At 40.3% G+C, this 24898-nt stretch carries 25 protein-coding genes; 16 read left to right on the top strand and 9 right to left on the bottom strand.

Annotated features, from left to right (window positions below):
• Positions 1-106: 106 nt before the first annotated feature.
• Entirely contained in the window at positions 107-1024 is a 918-nt protein-coding gene (rarD, locus tag SANK73390_RS14465) for an EamA family transporter RarD (RefSeq protein WP_462766759.1), read from the top strand.
• A gap of 28 nt (positions 1025-1052) precedes the next feature.
• Here the strand turns inward: rarD and SANK73390_RS14470 are convergent, their stop codons facing one another.
• Positions 1053-2288 carry a GGDEF domain-containing response regulator gene (locus tag SANK73390_RS14470; RefSeq protein WP_462766760.1) on the bottom strand — a complete coding sequence of 412 codons (1236 nt, stop codon included), beginning with the start codon at positions 2286-2288 and terminating at the stop codon, positions 1053-1055.
• A gap of 175 nt (positions 2289-2463) precedes the next feature.
• On the bottom strand, positions 2464-2835 hold the full coding sequence (locus SANK73390_RS14475) for a MaoP family protein (protein WP_462766761.1): 372 nt from the start codon (positions 2833-2835) through the stop codon (positions 2464-2466).
• An 86-nt stretch (positions 2836-2921) separates the two neighbouring features.
• On the opposite strand from SANK73390_RS14475, the gene SANK73390_RS14480 reads away from it, so the two are divergent.
• Both SANK73390_RS14480 and SANK73390_RS14485 read left to right on the top strand, forming a co-directional pair.
• The gene (locus SANK73390_RS14480) at positions 2922-3767 is read left to right on the top strand and encodes a LysR family transcriptional regulator (protein ID WP_261591587.1); all 846 of its coding nucleotides are present in this window, start codon (positions 2922-2924) and stop codon (positions 3765-3767) included.
• Between the two features lie 215 nt (positions 3768-3982).
• A complete protein-coding gene (locus tag SANK73390_RS14485) occupies positions 3983-4912 on the top strand; it encodes a porin (RefSeq protein ID WP_462766762.1) in 930 nt (309 codons plus the stop codon).
• An 87-nt stretch (positions 4913-4999) separates the two neighbouring features.
• Here the strand turns inward: SANK73390_RS14485 and SANK73390_RS14490 are convergent, their stop codons facing one another.
• Positions 5000-5251 carry a YfhL family 4Fe-4S dicluster ferredoxin gene (locus SANK73390_RS14490; RefSeq protein WP_462766764.1) on the bottom strand — a complete coding sequence of 84 codons (252 nt, stop codon included), beginning with the start codon at positions 5249-5251 and terminating at the stop codon, positions 5000-5002.
• A gap of 2 nt (positions 5252-5253) precedes the next feature.
• Positions 5254-6612 (bottom strand): prephenate-dependent tRNA uridine(34) hydroxylase TrhP, encoded by a 1359-nt coding sequence (trhP, locus tag SANK73390_RS14495; RefSeq protein ID WP_462766766.1) that lies wholly within the window; start codon positions 6610-6612, stop codon positions 5254-5256.
• A 253-nt stretch (positions 6613-6865) separates the two neighbouring features.
• On the opposite strand from trhP, the gene ndk reads away from it, so the two are divergent.
• From ndk to SANK73390_RS14545, 10 genes are all read left to right on the top strand, one after another.
• A complete protein-coding gene (gene ndk / locus SANK73390_RS14500; protein WP_010364190.1) occupies positions 6866-7297 on the top strand; it encodes a nucleoside-diphosphate kinase in 432 nt (143 codons plus the stop codon).
• A gap of 193 nt (positions 7298-7490) precedes the next feature.
• On the top strand, positions 7491-8627 hold the full coding sequence (gene rlmN / locus SANK73390_RS14505; RefSeq protein ID WP_462766767.1) for a dual-specificity RNA methyltransferase RlmN: 1137 nt from the start codon (positions 7491-7493) through the stop codon (positions 8625-8627).
• A 127-nt stretch (positions 8628-8754) separates the two neighbouring features.
• A complete protein-coding gene (gene pilW / locus SANK73390_RS14510) occupies positions 8755-10293 on the top strand; it encodes a type IV pilus biogenesis/stability protein PilW (RefSeq protein ID WP_462766769.1) in 1539 nt (512 codons plus the stop codon).
• Positions 10290-11225, top strand: coding sequence for a RodZ domain-containing protein (locus SANK73390_RS14515; protein ID WP_462766771.1), 936 nt, complete (start codon positions 10290-10292; stop codon positions 11223-11225). The genes pilW and SANK73390_RS14515 overlap by 4 nt, the downstream gene beginning before the upstream one ends.
• 6 nt (positions 11226-11231) lie before the next feature.
• Positions 11232-12350 carry a flavodoxin-dependent (E)-4-hydroxy-3-methylbut-2-enyl-diphosphate synthase gene (ispG, locus tag SANK73390_RS14520; protein WP_462766773.1) on the top strand — a complete coding sequence of 373 codons (1119 nt, stop codon included), beginning with the start codon at positions 11232-11234 and terminating at the stop codon, positions 12348-12350.
• Between the two features lie 167 nt (positions 12351-12517).
• The gene (gene hisS / locus SANK73390_RS14525; RefSeq protein WP_462766775.1) at positions 12518-13795 is read left to right on the top strand and encodes a histidine--tRNA ligase; all 1278 of its coding nucleotides are present in this window, start codon (positions 12518-12520) and stop codon (positions 13793-13795) included.
• A 9-nt stretch (positions 13796-13804) separates the two neighbouring features.
• On the top strand, positions 13805-14425 hold the full coding sequence (locus tag SANK73390_RS14530; protein WP_462766777.1) for a YfgM family protein: 621 nt from the start codon (positions 13805-13807) through the stop codon (positions 14423-14425).
• 8 nt (positions 14426-14433) lie between these two features.
• Positions 14434-15609 (top strand): outer membrane protein assembly factor BamB, encoded by a 1176-nt coding sequence (bamB, locus tag SANK73390_RS14535; protein WP_462766779.1) that lies wholly within the window; start codon positions 14434-14436, stop codon positions 15607-15609.
• A gap of 72 nt (positions 15610-15681) precedes the next feature.
• Complete coding sequence (gene der, locus SANK73390_RS14540) at positions 15682-17157, top strand: ribosome biogenesis GTPase Der (protein WP_261591600.1); 1476 nt, start codon at positions 15682-15684, stop codon at positions 17155-17157.
• Between the two features lie 276 nt (positions 17158-17433).
• Positions 17434-17823, top strand: a complete 390-nt coding sequence (locus SANK73390_RS14545) for a VOC family protein (RefSeq protein WP_462766955.1) — start codon at positions 17434-17436, stop codon at positions 17821-17823.
• Here the strand turns inward: SANK73390_RS14545 and SANK73390_RS14550 are convergent.
• The 4 genes from SANK73390_RS14550 to SANK73390_RS14565 form a co-directional block, all read right to left on the bottom strand.
• Entirely contained in the window at positions 17800-18150 is a 351-nt protein-coding gene (locus SANK73390_RS14550; RefSeq protein WP_261591601.1) for a DUF2750 domain-containing protein, read from the bottom strand. The genes SANK73390_RS14545 and SANK73390_RS14550 overlap by 24 nt on opposite strands.
• Before the next feature lie 26 nt (positions 18151-18176).
• Positions 18177-18755 (bottom strand): glutathione S-transferase family protein, encoded by a 579-nt coding sequence (locus SANK73390_RS14555; protein ID WP_462766781.1) that lies wholly within the window; start codon positions 18753-18755, stop codon positions 18177-18179.
• A 62-nt stretch (positions 18756-18817) separates the two neighbouring features.
• A complete protein-coding gene (locus tag SANK73390_RS14560; RefSeq protein WP_261591603.1) occupies positions 18818-19099 on the bottom strand; it encodes a peptidylprolyl isomerase in 282 nt (93 codons plus the stop codon).
• An 87-nt stretch (positions 19100-19186) separates the two neighbouring features.
• Positions 19187-19729 (bottom strand): glutathione peroxidase, encoded by a 543-nt coding sequence (locus tag SANK73390_RS14565; RefSeq protein ID WP_261591604.1) that lies wholly within the window; start codon positions 19727-19729, stop codon positions 19187-19189.
• 73 nt (positions 19730-19802) lie between these two features.
• Here SANK73390_RS14565 and SANK73390_RS14570 point away from each other — a divergent pair, with 73 nt between their 5' ends.
• From SANK73390_RS14570 to SANK73390_RS14580, 3 genes are all read left to right on the top strand, one after another.
• Complete coding sequence (locus SANK73390_RS14570) at positions 19803-20294, top strand: N-acetyltransferase family protein (protein ID WP_462766783.1); 492 nt, start codon at positions 19803-19805, stop codon at positions 20292-20294.
• 68 nt (positions 20295-20362) lie between these two features.
• Positions 20363-22309, top strand: a complete 1947-nt coding sequence (locus SANK73390_RS14575; protein ID WP_462766785.1) for a sensor histidine kinase — start codon at positions 20363-20365, stop codon at positions 22307-22309.
• 75 nt (positions 22310-22384) lie between these two features.
• The gene (locus tag SANK73390_RS14580; protein ID WP_462766787.1) at positions 22385-23524 is read left to right on the top strand and encodes a response regulator; all 1140 of its coding nucleotides are present in this window, start codon (positions 22385-22387) and stop codon (positions 23522-23524) included.
• A 237-nt stretch (positions 23525-23761) separates the two neighbouring features.
• On the opposite strand, the gene queG is transcribed toward SANK73390_RS14580, so the two are convergent.
• A complete protein-coding gene (queG, locus tag SANK73390_RS14585; protein WP_462766788.1) occupies positions 23762-24895 on the bottom strand; it encodes a tRNA epoxyqueuosine(34) reductase QueG in 1134 nt (377 codons plus the stop codon).
• Positions 24896-24898: the final 3 nt, after the last annotated feature.

Below are 24898 nucleotides of genomic sequence, written 5' to 3' on the forward strand. Positions count from 1 at the left end.
TCTTTCTCTAATGCACTTTATCGTATTAACAAAACTCTTACCTTAAATTGACTAATAAGGATATGTAAAACAGGTATAATGCGCCCTTAATTATTGAGGGGATGATATGAGCCAACAAAGTGCAACGCAAAAAGGCTATTATTTTGCGATTTTAGCGTTCTTAATGTGGGGCTTAGCACCTATTTATTTTAAGCAAATTGACTTTATTGGTGCAGTGGAGATTTTGGTTCATCGCGTAATATGGTCTGCGTTGTTTATTGCTATCATCATTGTGTTGCTAAAGCAGTGGCATAAAGTACAACATATTGTTAAGAAACCAAAACTAATGATTATGTTGTGTATCAGTGCTTGTCTTCTGGGCTTTAATTGGGGACTATTCATTTGGGCTGTGAATAATGGGCATATGCTGGATGCGAGCCTTGGTTATTATATTAATCCGTTATTGAATGTTTTGTTGGGTATGCTCTTTTTAGCTGAACGACTGAGAAAGTGGCAATTAGTTGCTGTCGGTTTAGCGGTTGTTGGGGTAGTGATTCAAGTGGTGAGTTTTGGCTCTTTCCCTGTTGTTGCTTTTGCATTGGCGTGCTCTTTTGCGATATATGGCTTAATTCGTAAAAAAGTACCCGTTGAATCTTTGCCTGGTTTGCTGCTAGAGGCCGCTATTTTATTACCATTTGCAGCCGCTTATTGGTTTTTTGCTTCACCGACAGCTACCTCAGATTTAACAGTAAATAGTAATGCAGTTAATATCCTGCTAATTAGTGCCGGTATTGTTACGACGTTACCATTATTATGTTTTACCGCCGCAGCTAAGCGCATACCATACTCAACCTTAGGCTTTTTTCAATATATTGGTCCTAGCTTGATGTTTGTGCTAGCGGTCGTGTTTTATGGTGAAGAGTTCTCTGCACAGCGTATTGTTACTTTTGCATTTATTTGGGGGGCACTGGCATTGTTTAGTTGGGACTCTTACCAATGGGCACGCAAAGCGCGTAAGCAGAAAAAAGCACCGCAGCAAAGCTAATATGCAAAGTGCTGATAGGTAAAAGTAGCTAGGAAACGACTTTGTTCCTGCCTAGTTCTTTTGCCTCATATAGTTTTTTGTCGGCTTCTTTTAATAACTCATCAATTTTTGCTTCATGCTTAGATACAAGTCCAATGGAAATGGTAAAGGGTATCTTATGGGGAGTAAAAGACGAGCTATTGAGCTCTATATATTGTCTAAACTTCTTCAGAGACTCAAGGTTTTCTTCAGAACTGTTATGTAGAAAATAAATAACAAACTCTTCGCCTCCTAAGCGTGCGACTAGCTCATTGGCAAAAAATTTATCAAAAGTTTTTGCGATGGCTACCAGTACATCATCGCCTGCATCATGGCCATGGTCATCATTTATACGCTTAAAATGATCGATATCTATCATTGCCACTTGGCTAATTTGTTGTTTTACCGTGCGTATTTTTTGTGCTTGATTTGCTTGTCCAAAAAAGTACCTACGATTTGGCAGTTTGGTCAAGTAGTCGGTATTTGCTTGAAGTCTAATGGTTGCAATGTGATCAAGCATATCGACGTTTAAACTCAACCGACAATAAAACTCTTCCGCATTAAATGGTTTTCGTAAATAATCATTAGCACCGCTTTTTAAAAATCGGGCTGACAAATGAGGAGAGTTTGAACCTGACACGCCAATGATCACTTTATCCTCATTGCTGTATAAACGACGAATTTCAGCGCATAGTTCGTCGCCATTCATTCTTGGCATCTCATTGTCAGCGATAATGACCGAAACATCTGGGTTTTGCTGTAATACTTCTAGGGCATCAACACCATCAACAGCTTCTAACACTTGGTATTTATGTCTGTAGAGTAGGCTACTGATGTACATTCTGGCGTGGCGAGAGTCTTCAACTACAAGCACTTTGACATCTTCATTACGAGGTAAGCGAGCTAGTTGCTTTTTTAGATAGTGGTAAGCTTGTTTATTCTCTTTTGTTATATAGTCAATAATAGGGTACTTATCTACCGTTTCCCTTGTCTGATTGTCAATATTTCCAGTCATAACAATGGTGGGAATTTCGGCTTCGATGGTGACGGGTATTGCTTCACCATTTGGTGCATCAGGTAAAATAAAGTCTACAACTGCGCAAAAGTACTGATGTTTATTGATTAGTGCTTCTGCTTGTTCAAGTGATTGTGCTACGTGAGCTTCATAGCCACATGAAATGGCAATGTGTTTTTGCACGCGCGCAATTGCAGGAGTATCTTCAATAATAAGTATTCGATGGGTCACTATTCCCGCCTTGTTATAATTCTTCGCACATGTAAGTTTTAAACTGATCTGCTAACAAATGCAATCCTACAAAGTAGTTAGCTTGTTAAGTTTAGACCATTCTGAACATATACGATACGCTATGGGATAAGTGAAATGAAGAAATATGGGTGCCTAGAATTGACACCCTTAGGTATTAAAGATCGTCATCAGCGCTACTATATTGAGGAGCATATGAATCAGGTACTGATCTTGAGCGGCCAAACAAGGTATGAAACTTATTCTTACAGGTTGTGAGTTTGAGATACTTGGTCCAAGTACGCTCAATAATATTGCTCGAAGGTATTCCTTGCTCCATCACATTAACAAACTGAAGTTGAAAACTATTTTGTGGTTCGCTTTGTTTATTGTATAAGCTTTTAAGAAGCACGCCATGTTGCTCTAGGACCTGTGCTTCTAAGAGTGTAAAGTGTCCGCTTCGGCTAAAGCCTCTGGGAAAGTTTGCGTCATCGTAAAAGGCGCGGGAGCTTACAAAAGCGTTACGTAAGTTGATTAGATTCTGATCCATAACTCAATCCTCACATTGATATTGGATGGAGTATGGAACAAGATTGTGCTTTTTTTAAACAATTTTTTTTATCGTAAGGAGCAAAAGTGGACATAGATCTTTTAAAGACTTTTGTAGAAGTGGTTAAAACCCGCCATTTTGGTCGTGCGGCTGAAAATTTATATATTACTCAGTCCGCTGTCAGTTTTAGAATTCGCCAACTAGAGCAGAGTTTAGGGGTTAATTTATTTATTCGACAGCGCAATAATATCCAGTTAACGGCCCCAGGAGAGCGCTTATTACCCCATGCAACCATGATATTAACAGGAATGCAGCGAGCCAAAGTAGATGTGGCTTTAGCAAGCAATATGCATAAGCAATTAGCGTTATCTGGTACCCCTAATATTTGGGATGCATTTTTGCAATTTGGTATTAATAATATAGTTGCCGCTATGCCCGGGGTTTCGTTGGTGGCAGAAGTGAAAGCGCAGCAAGAAAGTACTAGGTTGTTGCTTGAACGTACTTTGGACTTAGCTGTGTTGTTTGATCCCCCCAAAGTCGATGAATTGGTTGTAAAGTCGATTCGTGATCTGGCTATTATTCCAGTCAGTACGTTTGAATGTGAAGATGCCTTGGCATTTTTTAATAACCAGTATGTATATGTGGATTGGGGAACGGCTTTTTCACTTTGGCATGCCAAACAGTTCTCTGGTAGCACCCCTCCTTATTTTAGAACCAGTACAGGACGAATTGCACTTGATTTAATCATGCAATGTGGCGGCAGCGCTTTTATTCCACACGCATTAGCACATGACATGATAGAGCAGGGTAAGTTGTTTCATATAAACTGTGTTGAACAGGTATCAAGAGAAATATTTATTGCATACCACAAAGATAACGAGCAAAAAGAGCAGATAGAAACCATTACAAAATTACTCGAATCACTTGCATGATGTCATTTTAATGTTTTATTTGTGACATGTTTTTATTTTGGGTAATGTTTTTAAGGTATTATATTTAAAGGCTTATTTTTAAATGCTTCTAAAAGATTTCACTTTTAAGTCTTTTTTATTACTTAAATTACTTGAGTGTAATATTTTTGTCATTAAGCGCTGGCACACTGCGCATGTTTAAAAAACTTACGTGTTGCGATATTGAGGAAATACACATGAAACTAACTAATTCTGCACTTTTGTTCTCTGTATTGAGTGCACTTTCATTAAATGCCTACGCGGATGTGTCAGTGTATGGTAAGGCGAACGTTTCACTGCAATCTAGTGATGATGGTGAAGGCTCTGCCACTGAAATAAAAAGTAATGCGTCGCGTCTTGGCTTTAAAGGCGCAGAAAAGTTAGAAGGTGGTTTAGAGGTTATCTATAAACTAGAGTTTCAGGTGGATGTGTCTGACGCCGACTCAAAAAATGGTAAAGATAATATCACCGCGCGTAACCAATATGTTGGTATTAAAGGCAATTTTGGTGAGGTTGTGATTGGTAGAAATGATACGGCTTATAAACAATCTCAAGGCAAACTTGACCTATTTAATGATTTAGAAGGTGATATTAAAAACCTATTTAAAGGCGAAAACCGTCTAGGTAACTCAATTTCGTACAAATCTACCAGCTTTAATGGCTTTAAGTTTCTGGGGACTTTTATTGCTGAAGATAACAAAGACGGTGAAAACGGCTACTCAACTGCATTGACTTACGGTGATAGTAAGTTAAATAAAAGTGCTATTTATGCAGCCGTTGCAATCGATAGTGAAGTGAATGGACGTGACGCCGTTCGTTTTGCCGTGCAAGGTAAAGTTGCTGACTTTAAACTCGGTGCCATGTTCCAAACCCAAGAAAAAGTGGATGGTTCAGAAGAAGCGGATGGTTATATGCTAAACGCTGCATACAGCTTTGGTGCAAATACACTCAAAGCACAGTACCAAGTCATCGATTTTGATCAAGGTGACAAGCTAGATGGTGTATCAATTGGCATCGACCATAAGCTTAACAAAGTCACAAAATTATATGGCTTCTACTCAACGTTTGACGGTGACAATCAAGTTGAGCGTGATTACCTAGGTTTAGGTATTGAGTATAAGTTCTAACTCAAACCTGTAGGTGTAAGTGCTTTTGCTTAAACACTACCGGAAAAGCTGAGCTAGCTTGTAACAAAGTTAGTTCAGCTTTATGGGTTAGATTTGTCTGGTCAAACGTAAATACTTTTCAGCCAATGTGTCTAAGTCTTCCTTGTGGTTTGGGTCTGGCTTAATACAGTCAATTGGGCAGACACTAATACATGTCGGCTTATCATAATGACCTACACATTCAGTACATTTATCTGGGTCTATCTCGTAGATTTTCTTACCAAAATAAATTGCTTGATTGGGGCATTCTGGATCGCACATGTCGCAGTTGATGCATTTGTTGTTAATCATCAGGGCCATGGTTAGGCCTTTTTAAATGGATTGCGCGTATTTTGATTATGATCTAGGTTGCGCAAAAGTATTGCATGATCAAGGTTGATATCTTCAGGCAAAGGAATTTTTACGATATGACCAGAGCCTTTTGCATCGTCAATACGTTCACCTTTTTTGTTCTCCATGTGCTCAAGGTTAAACGCAATATTACCTTGTGGTGTCATGAGTTCTAAACTGTGACCGGTACAGAATTTATTTTTAACATCAATTTCTACCAAGCCATTATCATGACGCCCGAGTATTTCTCCTACAAACTGTTGCTTGTCAGAGACTGAGTGGCCGTATTCATAGTTTTGATAATCTTGGTGTGCATGGCGTTTTAAAAAGCCTTCGGTGTAACCACGGTGTGCTAGGTTTTCTAGCGTACGCATCAGGCTAGGATCAAATGGTTTGCCAGCGACTGCGTCATCAATGGCTTTACGATACACTTGAGCTGTGCGCGCGACATAATAAAATGATTTGGTACGGCCTTCTATTTTTAAACTATGCACACCCATTTTTGTGAGCTGCTCTACATATTGTACGGCACGCAAATCTTTGGAGTTCATGATATAAGTGCCGTGTTCATCTTCAAAAGTCGGCATATATTCGCCGGGGCGGCCAGGTTCTTCAAGCATAAATACTTCTGAAGAAGGTTGGCCTTCACCCAAAGTAGGGATCACTGATTTTGGGTCGATTTTATGAACTATGTCGCCCGTTTGCGTTTCTTTGCCTAACTTAACGTCATATTCCCAACGACAGGCATTGGTACAAGTACCTTGGTTTGGATCGCGTTTATTGATATAACCCGACAGCAAACAGCGACCAGAATAGGCCATACACAGCGCACCATGCACAAATACTTCTAATTCAGTTTCTGGGCACAGTGCACGAATTTCAGCAATTTCTTCCAATGACAACTCACGAGATAAGATCACTCGTTCAATCCCTTGTTTAGCCCAAAACTGTACGCTTGCAAAATTTACTGCATTGGCTTGTACAGATAAGTGTATGGGCATATCAGGCCATTTATCTCGCACCAACATAATTAAGCCAGGATCTGACATGATCAATGCATCCGGTCGCATGGCAATCACAGGCTCAATATCTCGCAAATATGTATTTACTTTTTTATTGTGTGGCGCAATATTCGATACTACATAGAGCCTTTTATTTTGTTGGTGGGCTTCATTGATACCTAGCGCGAGATTGTCTAAATCAAATTCATTGTTACGTACGCGTAAACTATAGCGAGGTTGTCCAGCATAAACAGCATCAGCACCGTACGCAAAAGCGTAACGCATATTCTTTAAACTACCCGCAGGCGAAAGGAGCTCAGGTATAAACATGGTAAAACCTCATCATTGAACTGGGTGCAAGCCAGCTGTTGGGGTCAAAATTGACTCAAAATCTAAAAACGGCGCAGTATAAGTAAAATGCTAAATAGCGGTTTTGATGTAGATCATAAATTGTTTTGCTAGAGATCATCTTCGCTGGCGTATAAACCTTGCAACTTAACAAGCAAATGTAGTAGGTTTTTGCAGCTAAAACGCGTATAATTCGCGCCCGTCAATAATCACAAACTATTTTGGAGCAAAGAAGATGGCTTTAGAGCGTACTTTTTCAATTATCAAGCCTGATGCGGTAGCTAAAAACCACATTGGTGCAATCTATAACCGTTTCGAATCAGCTGGTCTTAAGATCGTTGCTTCTAAGATGGTTCACCTTTCTCAAGAGAAAGCTGAAGGCTTCTACGCTGAGCACAAAGAGCGTCCTTTCTTTGGTGCTTTAGTTTCTTTCATGACATCTGGCCCTGTAATGGTTCAGGTACTTGAAGGTGAGAACGCAGTACTTAAAAACCGTGAAATCATGGGTGCAACTAACCCTGCAGAAGCACTAGCTGGTACTTTACGTGCTGACTATGCAGACAGCATTGATGAAAACGCGGTACACGGTTCAGATGCACCTGAATCAGCTGCGCGCGAAATTGCTTACTTCTTCGCTGAAGAAGAGCTTTGCCCACGTACTCGTTAATTTCGAGAGTGTGCATGAAATAAGGGCTTTTGGGCCCTTTTTCTTCCCTGTTTTGTTTTGCTAAAGGTTTAGTGAATAGCACTTTGAGCATTTAGCAAAACACGAGAGTTAAGATTGTTATTGCTGTGTATTTTTTGTACAATCCGCGGCTAGCTTACTATTGTTATACCGTCACCTGAATTGAGGTTGTTTCATGGCCAGTACTGAAAAAAAGATTAATTTACTTGATTTAAACCGAGAAGGAATGCGTGAGTTATTTGCTTCTTACGGTGAAAAGCCGTTTCGTGCTGATCAAGTGATGAAATGGATCTATCATTTTGGTATCGACGACTTTGAGCAAATGAGTAACGTTAATAAAAAGCTCAAAGCTAAGTTAGCGGCGGAATGTGAAATTGTAGCGCCTGAGATTTCAGTGAAGCAGGTTGCCAGTGATGGCACCATAAAGTACGCATTATTACTTGATGGCGGTCAAGAAGTCGAGACTGTTTGGATCCCAGAAAAAGACCGTGCAACATTATGTGTGTCGTCACAAGTAGGCTGTGCGCTGGAATGTACTTTTTGCTCAACAGCACAGCAAGGCTTTAACCGTAACTTAAAAGTGTCTGAGATCATTGGTCAGGTCTGGCGTGTTGCCAAAGACATTGGTCTACACGATGGTGATAGCACTAAGCGTCCAGTAACTAATGTTGTTATGATGGGCATGGGTGAGCCGCTTTTAAACCTCAACAACGTTGTTCCTGCGATGGAATTGATGATGGATGATTGGGCATTTGGCTTGTCAAAACGTCGCGTCACGTTGAGTACCTCGGGCGTAGTACCTGCGCTTGATATTCTGAAAGAAAAAATTGATGTGGCCTTGGCTATCTCTTTGCATGCGCCAAATAATGACTTGCGTGATGTACTTGTACCAATTAACAAAAAATACCCAATTGAAGAATTCTTGGCAGCATGTCGTCGTTATATCGATGGCTCAAAAGCGAACAAAGATGTCACCATAGAGTATGTCATGTTGCAAGGTGTGAACGACAGCACTGATCATGCGCATGAATTGGTAAAAGTGTTAAAAGGCACACCATCTAAGATTAACCTTATTCCATTTAACCCGTTTCCTGGTAACGAGTATGGCCGTTCTAGTAACAGTCGCATAGACAGGTTCTCAAAAGTGCTGCAAGCGGCAGGTTTAACCTGTATTGTGCGCCGCACACGTGGAGACGATATTGATGCGGCATGTGGCCAGTTAGTAGGCGATGTTGTGGATAGAACAAAGCGTCTGGCTAAAAAGCAGCAACGTGACGATAATGCCATTGCAGTGCAGGTCAACCCAAGCTAATGCTGGGTTAGTGCTGTAATAACATAGCAGATTGCACTTTAAATACGTTCTTATGGTAAAAAATAGATGAATCATAAGGACTTTTAGGTAGTATAAGGACTCAATGTTATTACATAAAGGGTTGTGCATGCGTGCTTGTTTTATTTCTTTTGTCGCTGTGAGTTTTTTAGCTGGGTGTGTGACTGAGACAAGCTCTGTTACCCGCAATAAACCAAATGTCAGAAATGAAGTTAATAATCAAGAAGCGGCAAAAACTCGTATTACATTGGCACTGCAATATTTAAGAGCAGGCAATAACAGCCAAGCCAAGTATAATTTAGAAAAAGCATTAAGATTAGCACCTGAGTTACCTCAAGGTCATTACTCCTTAGCCTATTATTATGAGTTGGTCGGTGAAGAGGAGCGAGCAGAAAAAGCTTATCAAAAAGCATTGCACCTTGACCCCGATGATCCAAATACGTTAAATAATTACGGCACATTTTTGTGCCGAATTGGCAAATATAAAGTTGCGAGTGAGCAGTTCTTTAAGGCCATAGACGTACCGAGTTACTTAGGTGTATCTCGCAGTTACGAAAACTTAGCGTTATGCGAAATTAAACAAGATAACTTCTCTACAGCTGAAGATTATTTAAATAGCGCCATCGCACATGATGGTCGTAGCCAGTCAGCTTTGATTGGCTTAGCAGCCTTGTTTTATGCCAAAAGTGACTTGCACCAAGCTAAAGGTGTATTAGAGAACTATTCGGAGAAAGGGTTTATTTCGCCGCGCAGTATGCAGTTACAATATTTAGTACATGTTAGTATGGGGCATTTACAAAAGGCGCAAGAAATTGCAGACCTATTAATTCAAACTTACCCTGAGTCGTCTCAAGCAAGAGCTTTGTTGAATGAAAACACAAAAAACAGCGAGTTTGTTCGGTTAAAAGAGCAGTATCGTATTGCTCAACTAAAAAAAATAACGCAGAAATCACCATCGCGTGTGTCACATCAACCAAAGATAAAAATTAAGCGTAAAATAGTAAATGATTTAGGTGCGCAGAGTGTGCCCAGTAGTAGCCAGTCTTTACGTAGTAATAAGGCTAAGTTCACTGCGCATTCAGGCAATGAAACTACTATAGCGAGCGAACAGGTTGAAGAGGCTGCTTTGGAGGCAACAGAGCAGGTTCATGAGGTATCGACGACAAGCGCTCTTACAAGCAATAATACAACAACGGGTGTTGTTCGTTTTTATGAGCCTAATCCAAATGATGTGCGATTTGAACCTAACTCTGGAACTGTTGTGAAAACACGTAATTTTTCTAAATTAAATACGCACAGCATGCAGTTGATAAATGAAAAAATACGCGCCCCTGATGTGCCGTTCCATATAATGGGAGTGGGCGAGAATATATTTAGTTTATCAGTGAAATATGATATTAAGCTGGTAGATTTACTGCGTTGGAATAATTTAAGCGAATCAGATAAAGTGGTGGCTGGTCAAACTATTTATCTCAATAACCCTACCATCATACATGCCATAAAAGCGGGTGATACTTTGTTCAAAATAGCGACTCAACATGGATTGCTGATCGATAATTTAATGCGATGGAATGATTTAACACCGGATGTGGCCTTAAAAGAAGGTCATGGATTACTGATAGTGGACCCTGATAGTTACGTTTTATGAAACAAGAAAACATCGAAATGGAAGAACAAACGCCTACCATAGGGCAATCGCTTCATACAGCTAGAGTAGCTGCTGAATTAAGTATTGAAGATGTGGCGCAGCGTTTGAAGTTAACAACGTTGCAAATAACGAAGTTAGAACAAGATGAATATCAAGACTTAGGGCCTGTGACTTTTGTTCGTGGTTATATCAAAAGTTATAGCGGTTTACTTGGTTTAGATGCATATCACTTACTTGAGCTTATGGATGCGCCTAAAGCTCCAGAACCAACTAAGAAAATGCAAAGCTTTTCTCGTCGTACGGAAAAAGAAGCCAGTGACAATCGTTTAATGATTTTTAGCTACTTAATTTTAGCGATAGTACTGGGCTCTTCAGGCATTTGGTATTGGCAAACTAGCGGTAACCTAACAGACAGCAATGGACAAACAGCTCCTCAAAGAACAGTATCTAAATCAGTTGAGCAGCAAACTGTAATTGAACAAAATGTTGAAACTGTTAAAGAAATCCCTGATACAGCTGCGCAAAGTTCTGCTGTTAACACCGCAAACATATTAGATAAAGACAACACACAAGTAAGCCCTCAAACAACACTTTTGGATGACCATTCTGCTATTGTGCAAGTGGCTGAACAGCCACAAGCAGAGAAATTACCCTCCCAACCTATGGCAAATAAAAAAGATGCATCTTTAAGTACTATCATTATGCGTTTTAGTGATGATAGCTGGGTTGAGATTTTTGATGCGACCGAGCAGCGAATTGCATTTGGGGTTAAAAAAGCCGGTTATACCATGACAGTACAGGGAAAAGCGCCTTTTTCAGTGGTGTTGGGTAAACATCAAGTCGTTGATGTAGAACTGGATGGTCAATTGGTTGACTTATCCGCTCTTCCTCGCAATCGTTTAGCAAAATTTAAATTACCGTTAGCAGAGTAACCTTCTATGTTTTCAGAATCTCCAATAAAGCGCAGAAAATCTACCCGCATTAATGTAGGGCATGTTCCTATCGGAGACGGGGCACCGATTGCAGTGCAATCAATGACAAATACAAATACGCTTGATATTGATGCTACAGTTGCGCAAATTCGTGCAATTGAAGAGGCAGGAGCGGACATTGTGCGAGTATCTGTACCAACAATGGATGCGGCTGAAGCATTCAAAAGCATTAAAGAGCAAGTAGATGTCCCACTGGTTACAGATATTCATTTTGATTATCGTATTGCGTTAAAAGTAGCACAATATGGTGCAGACTGCTTGCGTATCAATCCTGGTAATATTGGTTCTGAAGATCGAATTAGGGCGGTGGTTGATGCAGCATCTGAGCGTAACATTCCAATTCGAATTGGGGTAAACGGTGGTTCTTTGGAACGTGACTTACAAGAAAAGTATGGAGAACCAACACCAGAGGCATTGCTTGAGTCAGCAATGCGTCATGTTGAAATATTGCAGCGCCTTAACTTTGACCAGTTTAAAGTGTCAGTGAAGGCTTCTGACGTGTTTTTAGCAGTGGGGGCTTATCGTTTATTGGCAAAAGAAATTGATCAACCTCTGCACTTAGGGATCACTGAAGCGGGTGGTTTTAGATCGGGTTCAGTAAAGTCTGCTGTCGGATTAGGTATGCTGCTAGCTGAAGGAATTGGTGATACATTACGAGTTTCATTGGCTGCAGACCCTGTACAAGAAATCAAGGTAGGTTTTGATATCTTAAAGTCGCTACGTATTCGTTCTCGCGGTATAAACTTTATCGCCTGCCCGAGTTGCTCACGTCAAGAGTTTGATGTAGTTAATACGATGAACCAGCTTGAAGAGCGACTTGAAGACATCATCACACCTATCTCAGTATCTGTCATTGGCTGCGTTGTTAATGGCCCTGGAGAGGCACTTATCAGTGATATAGGCCTTGCAGGTGCAAATCGCCGTTCGGGTTTATATATCAACGGTGAACGTCAAAAGTTGCGCATTGATAACGATAATATTGTTGAGCAACTAGAGTCGCAAGTGCGAGATTTCGTTGCCAAAAAAGAACAGCAACCAGAAATAGATATTAAGATTGTTGAGTAAGTTCAAAGGTATTACTCAAATAGCATTCTTATGTTAGCAATGGGTCAGTCTTCGTCGTAGGTCGCATTTTCAGTCGGTTTGGGTATAATGAGCGATTCATTTTTTACGCAAGTCAGATACTTTGCGGCGATCGCATTGATAAAAAACAGATTTATTTAGGAATTTCAGTGGCAAAACAAATTCAAGCAGTTCGTGGTATGAACGACTGCCTACCTGGTACAACGCAAGTGTGGCAGAAAGTAGAAGATACATTGCGCAAAACGGTGGCGTCTTATGGTTATCAAGAGATCCGTTTTCCTATTGTTGAGTCTACTGATTTATTTAAACGCTCGATCGGTGAAGTAACCGACATCGTTGAAAAAGAAATGTACACTTTTGAAGACCGCAGTGGTGATAGTCTCACTTTACGCCCTGAAGGTACCGCTGTATGCGTACGGGCTGGTAATCAAAGCGGTTTATTGTATAACCAAGAGCAACGCTTTTGGTATATGGGGCCAATGTTTCGGCATGAGCGTCCACAAAAAGGTCGTTACCGTCAGTTTCATCAGTTTGGTGTAGAAACATTTGGTATAGCCAGTGCTGATATCGATGCTGAAGTCATTTTACTAACGGCGCGTTTATGGAAAACGTTTGGTATTAGCCAGTATGTGCGTTTAGAGCTAAATTCTTTGGGCTCGAATGAAGCTCGAGCACAATATCGAGATGCCTTAGTCGCATTCTTAGAGTCGCATATCGAGCAGTTAGATGAAGATAGTAAGCGTCGCATGCACTCTAACCCACTGCGTGTTCTAGATAGTAAAAACCCTGATGTGCAAGCTGTTTTAGAGCAAGCGCCAAAACTTTCTGAGCACTTGGATGATGAATCTCAAGCTCATTTTAAAAATTTATGTGAACGTTTAGATGCAGCTGGCGTCGAATACCGGGTTAATGAAAAGTTGGTTCGTGGCTTAGATTATTATAATCGTACGGTTTTTGAATGGGTTACGGATAGTTTGGGCGCGCAAGGCACGGTGTGTGCTGGTGGTCGTTATGACGGTTTGGTAGAACAACTTGGTGGTAAAGCAACTCCAGCAGTTGGTTTTGCCATGGGTCTTGAGCGATTGGTATTAATGTTACAAGAACTTGAATGTGTTGGAGATATACGTCGCAATGCTGACGTTTATGTTGCCGCAATGGGTGATGAGGCGAGTATTCAAGCTCCTGTTATCGCTGAACAGTTACGCAATGAAGTATCGGGCTTGCGTGTTATGGTGCATGCCGGTGGTGGTAATTTTAAAAAGCAATTAAAACGCGCAGATAAAAGTGATGCTGTCGTTGCGTTGATCTTCGGTGAAGAAGAATTAGCGCAAGGCACAGTCACCGTTAAATATCTGCGAGAACAAAAAGAACAAGTAACAGTGACGCTTGATGAGGTGAAAATCCTTTTACAAGCACTGACAGTATAAGAGGTTATAATGGAAATTTACTCAACAGAAGAACAACAGGCTGAAGCCATAAAGCGATTTTTCCGTGAAAATGGCGTGTCTTTAGCGTTGGGCATTGTAATTGGTTTGGGTGGCTTATATGGTTGGAAAGCCTATAACCAAAGTCAAATCGATAGTGCAGAAGCTGCGTCAAATGCATACAATCAATTTGTTGAAAGTGATGATGTGTTGGCTTCAAGCGAAAGCTTTGTTAAAGAAAATAGTGATTCAAACTACGCTATATTAGCGGCATTTGTGGCAGCCAAAGAAGCGACTGAAAAGCAACAGCTTGATGTAGCGGCACAAAAGCTACAATGGGCTGCAGATAACGTCGCGAGCATGGAATTGAAGGCGACTGCGTTAACCCGTTTAGCACGCGTACAATTGGCACAACAGCAATTTGATCAGGCACTCGCAACGTTAAATCAGTCAATGCCACAGAGCTTTGAAGCACAAGTTTCTGAAATAAAAGGTGATATATTTTTAGCTCAGGGTGATAAAGCACAGGCTAAAAGTCAGTACCAAGGCGCTTTAGATGCTTCTACAGAAGGTGCCAATACGTTACTTAAAATTAAGTTAGACGATTTAGCAACCGCACAGCCTGCAGCATAGGAGCCAACATGAATAAGCTCAGTATGGCAACCTTGGCGCTGTGTATGGCGTCGCTGTTAGGATGTTCATCTAGTGATGATGAAGAAGAGTTAGTGCTGCCAGAGGTCAATAACCAATTTGAAACACAAATCGTTTGGCAAGAAAATGTAGGTAGCGGTGTAGAGCATTATTTCTCACGTTTAACACCGACTGTGTATAAAAATACGGTTTTTGCTGCAGAGCGTTATGGTTTGGTAAAAGCACTTAACCTAGAATCAGGCGCAACACTATGGCAAACAGATGTACGTGAAGCCCCTGCATTTTGGCCATGGGAAGATAACGACAGTGCTAAGCTCTCTGGTGGTATTTTACAAGCCTACGGTAACATTTATATAGGTTCAGAGCATGGTGAAGTCATTGCTATTAATCGAGAGTCTGGCGAAATCCTTTGGCGTAAAGCAGTTCCTGGTGAAGCACTTTCATCACCGGCAGCGGGAGATGGCCTTGTTTATGTCAACTTAGGCTCTGGTAAACTGCTAGCATTACACCCCGATACAGGTGAAGAGCGTTGGCGTCATGATCAAGAAGTGCCTGCTTTAACATTGCGAGGGCTGAGCTCACCGACTGCGGCAAATGGTGGTGTATTATTTGGTGAAGAAAGCGGTAAGTTATCTGTATTGATTGCTGAAAACGGTTATAGCGCCTGGAGCGCTGATGTAGCAATCGCAAAAGGCTCATCTGAGTTTGAGCGTTTGGTAGATGTTGATACCAAGCCGGTTGTTAGTGGCGCAACAGCTTATGCAATAGGCTATAATGGAAATTTAGCGGCTGTAGATGTGCGCAGTGGTAATGTGCTGTGGAAGCGAGAATACAGTAGTTATCGAGACTTGAGCTTAGATTTAAATGTTCTTTATTTAGTAGATAGTAACGGTGTTATCTATGCGTTAGATAAAGATTCAGGTATTGAGCGTTGGAGTCAACCAGCTCTACGTGGTTGGTATTTAACCGCACCGACTGTAGCAGGCAATTATCTTGCTGTAGGCGATCAAGAAGGCAACTTGCATTGGTTAGATAAGCAAACAGGCCAGTTGGTTGCTCGAGAGTCATTTGATAGCTCTGGTTTTTTTGTTGAACCTGTTGTTGCTGATGACAAGCTAATTGTATACACCCGTGATGGTGAAGTTAGCGCAATTAAAATTCCGTAACACTTAATGTTAGTTAAGTATGTTAAGGCTTCGCTTTGCGAAGCCTTTTGTTGTTTATTAAAGAGGTAGTCTATGCTTCCGGTGATCGCTCTTGTTGGGCGACCTAATGTGGGTAAATCCACACTGTTTAACCGCTTAACGCGTACAAGAGATGCTTTAGTAGCTGATTTTCCAGGGCTTACGCGTGATCGTAAATACGGCCAAGCTAATTATGATGGCTACGAGTTTATCGTGGTCGATACTGGCGGTATTGATGGCTCAGAAGAGGGCATTGAAACAGAAATGGCCGAGCAATCGCTATTAGCGATTGAAGAAGCTGATATTGTGCTTTTTTTGGTCGATGCACGAGCTGGCATGAATGCAGCAGATCAAGCTATCGCGCAACACTTACGTAAACAACAAAAGAAGTGTTTCCTAGTTGCGAATAAAACAGACGGTATTGATGCGGACTCAAGTTGTGCTGAATTTTACCAGTTAGCACTTGGTCAGGTTTATCATATTGCAGCGGCTCATGGGAGAGGTGTAACTCAGTTATTGGATGTTACATTACAGCCTGTTATTGCTGAACTTGCAGCGCAAGATGAAGAGTTACAGCAAGATGACGCGCAGTTAGCTGAATTGTATCTTGAAGGCGACGAAGGAGTTGACGAAGATGGTAAATCGCCTTTTGAAGATAAGCCGATAAAACTCGCTATCATTGGCCGGCCAAATGTAGGTAAGTCTACGCTGACAAACCGTATTCTTGGTGAAGACAGAGTTATTGTTTATGATATGCCAGGTACCACGCGAGATTCTATTTATATCCCAATGACACGCAATGACCGTGAATATGTACTTATCGATACAGCTGGGGTACGTAAACGTAAAAAAGTCAGTGATGTGGTTGAAAAGTTTTCGGTGATCAAAACTTTGAAAGCTATTGAAGATGCAAACGTTGTATTGTTAGTGGTTGATGCAAGAGATGGAATATCAGACCAAGACTTAAGCTTATTGGGTTTTGCATTAAACTCTGGTCGCTCATTAGTTATAGCTGTAAACAAGTGGGATGGGCTGGATGATTACGTAAAAGAGCGAATCAAAACGGAACTAGATCGCCGCCTTGGCTTTATTGACTTTGCCCGTTTACATTTTATCTCTGCGTTACATGGTACTGGTGTTGGTCATTTGTTTGAGTCAGTAAATGAAGCTTATGAATCAGCGACTAAGCGTATTAGTACTGCGATGCTACGCCGTATTATGGATATGGCGCAAGCTGATCATCAGCCGCCGCTCGTGCGTGGACGCCGTGTAAAACTAAAGTATGCTCACGCAGGTGGCTATAACCCGCCAAGAATTGTGATCCACGGTAATCAGGTACACGATTTACCCGATAGCTATAAACGTTACTTAATGAATTACTATCGAAAAGCTCTTAACATCATGGGTACACCGATTAAAATTGAATTTCGTGAAGGCGATAACCCTTATTCTGGGCGTACGAATAAGATGACGTTATCACAAAAGCGTAAACTTAGAGCATTCACCAAAGAAAACCGCAATAAGTCTTAATAACAAAAGCTTAAGTATTTGTTCGGCTATAGTGAGCAAATGTTTTAGCAACGCTTTAATTAATCCGTAGATTCTCAGAGTCTACGGATTTTTTGCGCTTATGACTCAATTTTGCGAATTTTTCGCTTTAATATAATCTACATTGATTGTGTTTTACCCACTTTTGAATTTATGCTTAGTAAAAGAGGCTCTGAGATGAACTAGATTTTATTCTAGGTAGCTAAATAGCATCATCTTAAGTATTACTTTGGGTTAATTATTTTTAAGTGGTTCATGATGCGCTATGCAAAAACTGTGATTTACGTTGATAACGTAGAAGAAGTATTAGATTTCTATTACCAAGCATTTGGTCTTAGTACGCAAGCTTTGACTGAGGCGGGGGACTATGGTGAGTTAGATACTGGTGAAGCTGTGTTAGGTTTTGCAAGTCATCCACTGGCACAAGCGCAATTTAAGCAAAGCTATATAAGAGCACAACCAAAGCAACCAGCACTAGGATTTGAGCTTACATTGTGTTGTCATAATGTGAGTGAAAGTTATGATAGGGCAGTAATCGCAGGAGCGGAACCCTTAATGCCACCCAGTGGTAAAGGGGAGAGCGCGCAAGCATATGTGCGCGCAATTGAGGGAACCTTAATAGCCTTAGTCTACGAGCGCGCGAGCTAAGCCGACAGGTTCAATCTCCACACAAACATTTTCATCATTCCAATTTAGGCCAAAAAGCGCTTGATCTTCATTCAAGTCTTCAACCCACTCATCTAAAAATTCATCAAGTGAAATTTCGACAGGTGTGTAATCTTGCCACTCATCTTTACATTGTGCTTGTGCTTTTTGTTCGCTATCCCATATTAATAGCACGTCAGTTTCTTCAAATTGATTTGACTCACATACTACGATGCCACCATCTTGTGCGCCGAGCGCCCAAACTTGTTGATTTGAACGTACTTGCTCTACAAAGGTTATTAATTCCGATTCTATTTCAATGTCGCTCATTGTCTGTACCTTTTTTAATATGACAATTATATTCTAGGATCTGAACTTGTACTGCCCGGTAAGTTAGCGTGTGCTTCATAAAACTGCACTAGCGCCGCAAACGAACTTAAGTCGGTCAATGATCTAAATACAATCCAATCTAGCAGGCAGTATAAACTGATCTTTAAGTAGTCGCAGTTTAAAAAGTCACTTTTCACGCATTGTTCATTTAAATCAGATAATACAGCCTCTATTCTTTCTCTTTGTAGATTAAAAAATAGCTGATCTGTTTGTGTATCAAAGCCAGAACGCTCGCATATTAGTAGCTCAACCAAAGAATCATTACAGGCGTTTATATTGGTAAGTTGGTTTTCTTGCCAACAACTCATATGGGTTAACTGAAACTGATTTATTAAGTAGCGATATATGGCACCAGAGTCACAGATGGTATTCGTGTTATCAATTAAAAATGGAATTTTTCGAGCTGGATTATGAGTGATTAAAGTGGCTCTGTCTTGTTTATTGAAAATGTCTATGTGTTGATAATTAATCGGTAAGTTATGAAGTGCCGCAAACATTCTGATGCGCCGTGCGAAAGGCGAAGTATTCGAGCCATATAGCTGCATAATGATTCCTTTTTACTATAAAAAAGGCCGCAAAAAGCGGCCTTAAGAACTTTAAAGCTAATTTACTCTGAGCGACTTGTTACTTCAAGTAAATGAAACCCAAACTGTGTCTGAACCGGCCCTTGCACTTCATTAATTGGCGCTGAAAAAACAACTTTATCGAATTCTGGCACCATCATACCTGGTCCAAATTCACCTAATGCACCACCATCTTGACCAGAAGGGCAGCTTGAGTATTGTTTTGCGAGCTCTGCGAAATCTTCACCTTCAGCAATGCGCGACTTTAAATCTGAGCACTCTGCTTCGCTTTCAACTAAAATGTGCCTTGCACTTGCAACTGTCATATGCTCTCCATAATTATTAATTCGCTTATGTTTGTTTTTTGCTCAGACTTTATTCTAATACAAAAATTCTAAAAACTCACTATTTGCCTAGAGGGCTTTTTCAATAGCACTGGTTAATTCTTTTGAGAGCGGTTTAGTTCGACTGTTGAAGCGTGTGATGCTTTTTCGATCTGCTGAAACTAAGTATTTATAAAAGTTCCATTTGGGAGAGCTTGTTTGAGCATTTAAATGCTTAAAAATAGGGTTTGCATCGTCACCACGTACAGCAGAGGTTGCGAGCATGTTAAAAGTTACTCCATAATTTATAAAGCATACTTTTGCCGTATCCTTTTCATCATTCTCTTCTTGGAAAAAATCATCTGAAGGAAATCCCAATATCACTAAGCCTTTATCTTTATAGGTCTGGTGCAGTTTTTCTAAGCCTTCAAATTGACCGGTAAAACCACAATTGCTTGCAGTATTTACAATTAATAAGGGTTTATCTTTAAACTCACATATATTTATTGTTTGTTCTGAGCGTAACTTGCGCAGTTCAACGTTGGTGAAGTCATCACACTGCTTAGCATATGTGGCACTTGTCATTAAAACGCTACTGAGCAGCGTAACTTGTAGTATTAATTTTTTTAGCATCTGCTTTCCCTCTAAGATAATAATCTTTTATGATACGGCATTACACTTTAGTGCGATCAGATATTTATACACGATGACAATAAGAATAGCTAAAATTGAAGACCTGCAAAGTATCACAGACATATATAATGAAACGATTGCTAGCAGAATGGTGACTGCAGATACTGAAATGGTAAGCGCAAAGCAGCGCTTAGAGTGGTTTAATAGCCACTATGATAATCGGCCACTATTTGTTTATGAGCAAGCAGGAGCGGTTCTTGCGTGGCTGAGTTTTAAATCTTTTTATGGTCGTCCTGCTTACTCTCAAACCTGTGAGATAAGTATATATATTGCAAAGCAAGCCAGAGGAAAAGGGTTGGGTAATGTACTGATGGATTTTGCTCAACTCCATGCCAAGCTTATTGATGTTTCGGTTTTACTTGGATTTATTTTTAGCCATAACACGCCTAGCTTAAATTTGTTTAAACGCCATGGTTTTAAGTCATGGGGTGAGTTACCCGACATTGCAAAGATGGATAACAGTCGTTATAGCTTGACCATAATGGGCAAGCACCTAGATGAATGATACCTGACAATTAAGAAGAAAAAATCGTCTACACTTGAGACAAGTTAAGGAAGAAGCGGTGTAGGCAAATGAAGAACAAGGTTTTGATTGTCGATAGCAATAGTGTACTAGCTATGCGCTTAAAAGTGTTATTCGAATTACTGGGGGGGGAAGTTGAACACATTCACTATCGTATGCTCTCTCAAGTGGAGGATTTAGAGCATTATGATGCAATTGCGATTGCCAATGGAATCCCTACTACTTTTCTAGACTTACTATTAAAGTTACGAAATCATGAAAAGCTTATTTTACTCGCCCCGAAACCTGATCATGCACAGCAACTTGCCTTATTTAGCCAGTTTAATAAGGCTTTGCCGAACGGCATTGTGGTTTACCCTTTTTTTTCAAATAAAGAAATTACTAACTTATTAGAGCGGGTGTTTGAAATCGGTTCTGAAAGTCGATTAGTTTTACCAACGGTTTTACTGATTGATCACTCATTGGTACGTTTGGCTGAATTAGCGAATAGCCTCTCTGGTGCGCAGCTAAACGTGTATACCGCAGCAACAAGTTATGAGGGTATTGCACAGGCGGAGCATCAAACGATTGACTTACTCATTGCAGCCTACGAACCAGATGATAAAAGTGCGCTTGAGCTATTTGAACAATTAAAAGTATTGAATCACAGTACTCGGTGTTTACTTTACACTGAAAAAGCTGACCAAATTGATATGCTAGAAGCAATTCGTGTTGGTGTTGATGATATCTTGATAAGCCCCTTTGAAGATGGTGACTTACTTAAGGCACTACATAAGCTTTGGCAAACAGAGTTGTTACAACGACACAATCAAGAGCTTGTGGAGCGGTTGCAAGATACAGTTGATGCGTTGATTGAAAGAGATAGTTTGTTACGTGTTATTTATAAACACACGCCAGACTCTATTGTCTTATTTAATCGAGATGGCAGTATTATAGAGGGCAATGACGCTTGTAAAGAGCTATTTGGTTGTACGCAAGAGCAAATGCAATTGAGTTCAATATTTAAACTTTTTGATGAAGAGTCGGTTGATAATTTAAAACAGAAAATGAAAGGGCTTAAAGGTCGACGTAACTTTGACTGTGAATTATTACTTACCCGCAATGAAATAGAAATTCCATTAATGGGCACTTTCAATGAAATCGATCACCATGGCGAGCTGGCTTTTTCAGTAATATTAAAAAACGTTGCACATCTGAAGAAAAAGCAGCAAGTACTAGAAGAAGCTAAAGAAGTATTAGAGGCTGAGGTTCAAGCGCGAACCGCGCAACTACAAAAAGCGAAAGAGGCTGCTGAGGCTGCTAATATAAGTAAGTCAGAGTTTCTTGCCAATATGTCTCATGAATTACGCACCCCAATGCATTCAATATTAAGTTTTGCACGGTTTGGTTTAGATAAATTAAATGCCGATGCGATACCAGTAGATAAGCTGCAAAAGTACTTATCACGCATTGAAACTAGCGGTGAACGCTTATTATTATTGCTAAATAATCTGCTAGATTTATCTAAGCTTGATGCCGGACGATTTCCATTTAAACCTAATAACCATGATTTGTGTCACATTGTAAAAACATCAATAGATGATGTCTCAGGTTCAGCCCTTGCAAAGCATATAAAATTTAAGTTTATGGCTAATAATGAGCGATTTTTTGTTTATTGTGATCAGGAGCAAATTAATCAAGTGATCCGTAACTTATTGGGTAATGCCATTAAGTTTAGCCCCAAAGGGGGGGATGTATTGATTGAATTAACCATGCAACAAGACAAAGTCATTATTGAAATTTGCGATCAAGGTGTTGGTATTCCTGATAATGAACTTAGCCAAATTTTTTCTAAATTTGTGCAAAGCAGTACCACTAATAGCGGTGCCGGTGGCACAGGTTTAGGGTTGGCTATTTGTAAAGAGTTCGTGCTGTTACACAAAGGATGTATCTATGCCACGAATAATGAGGGGCCTGGTGTCACGATGCATATTGAATTGCCAATGAACAAAAAGTAAAACGTTTGCATTCGCATAAAGCTAAAACCAGAGCTATAAATACTAGAGGCAATAAACGATACAAGGAGTTTATATATGGCATTGCAACGTGTTTTAGCTGTGGATGATGAACCATTTAATCTTGAAATTATAGAAGAAATTCTTGAGGATTTAGATTTTGAACTTAGAACCGCAGCCAGTGGACCTGAGTGTTTAGATATGCTTGAGGAGTTTAACCCTCAAGTTATTTTATTAGATGTAAGTATGCCGAAAATGAACGGCTACGAGGTATGTCGCGCGATAAAATCTAATCCTGATACAAGTCACATTGTGGTTATGTTTGTTTCCGCAAGAGGGTCGGTTGAGGAACGGATGGAGGGCTATTCTGTGGGGGCTGAAGACTATATCGTTAAGCCTTTTGGCCAAGGAGAATTAACCGCAAAATTGCTTAAACTTGGGCATATGTTATTAGAGAAAGATATTTTAGAGCAACAAGTTGAAGATGCGACAACCACTGCATTTAGCGCGATGGCAACGAGCAGTGAAATGGGACAAATTGTTAATTACATCGAAAATATTGCTAATATTGATGATGTTACTACGCTTGCAAAGGCGTTGATAAATTGCATGTCTAATTTTGGCTTAAGTTGTAACATCGAGTTTAGAATAAACGATGAGCAGTTTCATCACGCCACATCAGGAATGTGCTCCCCCATTGTGCTTGAGTTATTCGAGATTTTAAAATCAAAAGGGCGTTTACATGAGTTTACCAGCCGCATTTTAGTGAATTTCGACTATATTAGTGTATTGGTGCTTAATATGCCTGAAGGTGATAGCGAAAAGCATGGCCGAATTCGAGATCATATTTGCTTTATTGTCAGTGTTACTGAGCAACAACTACTCGCAATTTTAACTCGCAATGAGCTATGTCAACAGCAACAAAACCTTAACGGTGCCATTGCGATGATTAGCAGTAAATTTAAAGGGCTTATGTTACTACTGGATAATAATCGCAAACAAAATGAGGCCGTATTTAAAGGGTTGCAAGAACAGTTTGAGCATCGTATTCCGACCATGGGGCTGGACGAAGATCAGGAGTTGTTTATCTATAATAAGGTAGATAATGCGATTCAAAAGTCGGTTGCCAGAGAAGAAGCGCTCATTCAAGTAAGGGCTGCGTTTTCAGAAATTGAGTCTGATTTAACCGCATTAAGTAACAAGGTTGATGAGAAGTAATAAGGTGTAGTAAAGGGTATTTGAGGCAGCTGTCTTAGCAATACTTGAAACTAGGGGTTGTTGTTTTTTGCTGTGTGTTTTTACAGCAGTCATTCGAGGGTTTTCCCAAGACAGAAACTGCGTTGTCATAGGCTATTAACATAGACCATTATGCAACATAGCCCATTCCTAGCATTGAAAGCCTTTGATTTGAAAAAAATTCATACCTCAAAGAACAACAGCCCTTAAGCTTTTTTACTAAGCATCTCTTGGGAGGCCTTTTTCGATGATTCGAATGAGGCGGGCTGCCTTTCTATATGCTTGTGGTTGTTTAGAATGCTGTTGTTGCAGAGCCCATAAAATATGCTCTTTAACAAGTTCAGATGAATTTGGTAGACTTGCGTTCAATGCGTTCACTATTTGCTCACTATATGGTGCATTTCCTAAGCCAACAGCGAGATTTCGAAGCCATCTTTGGTGACCAATTCGGCGTATTGGATTGCCTTCTGTTGCGGTTAAGAATGTTTTCTCATCCCAGTTAAAAAGCTCGATGAGCGTTTTATCTTTAAGCTGAGTGCGTGGAGAAAAATCCGCCTCTTTAGTGAGCTGTCCAAAGCGATTCCAAGGGCATACAAGTTGACAATCATCGCACCCATATATGCGATTGCCAATAAGTGAACGATATTGCTCTGGTATCGCACCTTGCAATTCAATTGTTAAATACGAGATGCACTTGCGCGCATCAACTACGTAAGGCTCAACAATTGCCCCTGTAGGACAAAGTGTTATGCAGGCATTACATTTACCACATCCTTCAAACTTGTCAGGCTGATCAATAGGTAATGGAATATCAACAAACAGCTCTCCTAAGAAAAACCAAGACCCAGCTTGTTTTTGGATCAGTAAAGAGTTTTTACCTCGCCAGCCAAGACCTGCTTTTTCTGCAAGTTGCCTCTCTAGTACGGGTGCTGAGTCTACAAACGGACGAAAGCCAAGTTCTTTACTATGCTCGGCGATTTTCTGCCCTAGTTGCTTGAGACGACTTCTCATTACTTTATGGTAATCACGCCCTAGCGCATAGCGGCTAATATAGGCTATTTCTTTATTTTTTAAAGCGTGTGCAAAGCTGGCATCGGTGGGTAAATAATCCATTCTAACGCTAATTACACGTTGTGTACCAGGGACTAATTCCGCTGGTCGTGCCCTTTTCATGCCATGCGAAGCCATGTAAGACATGTCACCGTGATAGTCGTTATCTAACCAACGTTGTAATTGAGCTTCATGTTTAGATAAGTCGATGTCGGTGATACCTATACTGGCAAATCCGAGCTCTTTACCCCATTGCTTAATTTTTGTTGTCAGTTCAATATAATTAATACTATTTGTTGTCACGGA

Source organism: Pseudoalteromonas sp. SANK 73390 (genome assembly GCF_054966645.1).